Source organism: Sphaerisporangium sp. NPDC049002, from assembly GCF_040649355.1.
GTDB lineage: Bacteria > Actinomycetota > Actinomycetes > Streptosporangiales > Streptosporangiaceae > Sphaerisporangium.
Window position 1 is genome coordinate 1 of record NZ_JBEZFH010000462.1, and the last position, 1,256, is coordinate 1,256.

Annotated in this window: 2 pseudogenes; both read right to left on the bottom strand. The window is 71.1% G+C overall.

Annotated elements, in window-relative coordinates:
* A pseudogene (locus tag AB0B89_RS36515) lies at positions 1 to 450 on the bottom strand (hypothetical protein); the annotation flags it as partial.
* A gap of 265 nt (positions 451 to 715) precedes the next feature.
* A pseudogene (locus AB0B89_RS36520) lies at positions 716 to 1,256 on the bottom strand (hypothetical protein); the annotation flags it as partial.

Below are 1,256 nucleotides of genomic sequence, written 5' to 3' on the forward strand. Positions count from 1 at the left end.
CGGCAGCGCCCTCGGGCAGCCGGGCCCGCTTGACCGCCCGGCCCTGCTCGTCCTGCACCTCCACGTCGTGATGGTCCTCAGCCCAGTCATCACCGCCATCTCCTCGGACCCGGGGTCGATGCCGATGTCGGCGGCGACGGAGACCGGCTTGCCGTCGACGTAGACGTCGAGGTGGGAGTGGTAGTGCTCGGCCATGCCCATCGGCCCGAACTTCAGGCCCGCGGCCAGCACCAGCGGCTTCGGGTTCGAGGGGGTGTCCCACGGCGGGGCCCCACCGTCCGGAGGCAGGGGGCGGTCGGCGAGGAGGCCGTATCCGAGCCCGCCCAGCGCCAGCACGGCGACGGCCGTGCCGATCACTGCCGCGGTCCTGCGACGCCGGCGCGGGGGCGGCTCCTCCTCCGGCACCGGCGCCACGTACTCCGGGGTCTGCTTGGTCTCGTTCAGGGACATCGGCCGCCTCCACCACACCTGAATGCTTTAGCTGTACCCATGCGTCGTACATCGTCGCGTGATTCACTGACGCGCATATTCACCGCGTAATCGGTGCGCGGAAATATGCCACGACATTCCACCGGATCGAATTCCATTGACCGGCGAATTCGAGGGTACCGCTGCGATGGTGCTGGGTGTCGGCCGCGGCGCTGGCAGGAAGTGGCCGGATAATGAGGGCCATCATGTCGCCGGGCGGGCCCGCCGACCCGCCCGGCGTGGACGTTCAGACGAGGTCGAACTGCTCCCACGTGCCGATCGCCGCGCGGTTGGCGATGAGCGGCTGCGCTCCGCCGCCCTCGGCGCACACGTACTGGCCGTTGGCCTGCGCCCTGAGGCTGACCGAGCCGTTGGGGTTGGTGATGAGCTGGAAGGTCTCCCACGGGCCGATCGCGGTGCGGTTGGCGATGAGCGGCTGCGCTCCGGCGCTCTCCGCGGTCACGTACAGGTTGTTGACCTTCGCTCTCAGCGCCACGTTGCCGTTGCCCAGGTCGACGCGTTCGAACTGCTGCCCGGTCCCGACGGACGCCCCGTTCGCGATCAGCGCCGAGCCGTTGGCGGCGGTCACGTAGCGGCTGTTGGCCCGTGCGCGCAGGGCGACCACCGGGGAGGCCGGTGACGTGGTCACGCTCACGGCGTTCGAGGCCGCCGAGGTGTTGCCGGCCGCGTCGCGGGCGGTGACGGTGAAGGTGTAGGCCGTGGCCGGGGTCAGGCCGGTCACCGTGTAGGGGGTGCCGGGGGCGGTGGCCACGACCGTGCCCGCGCGG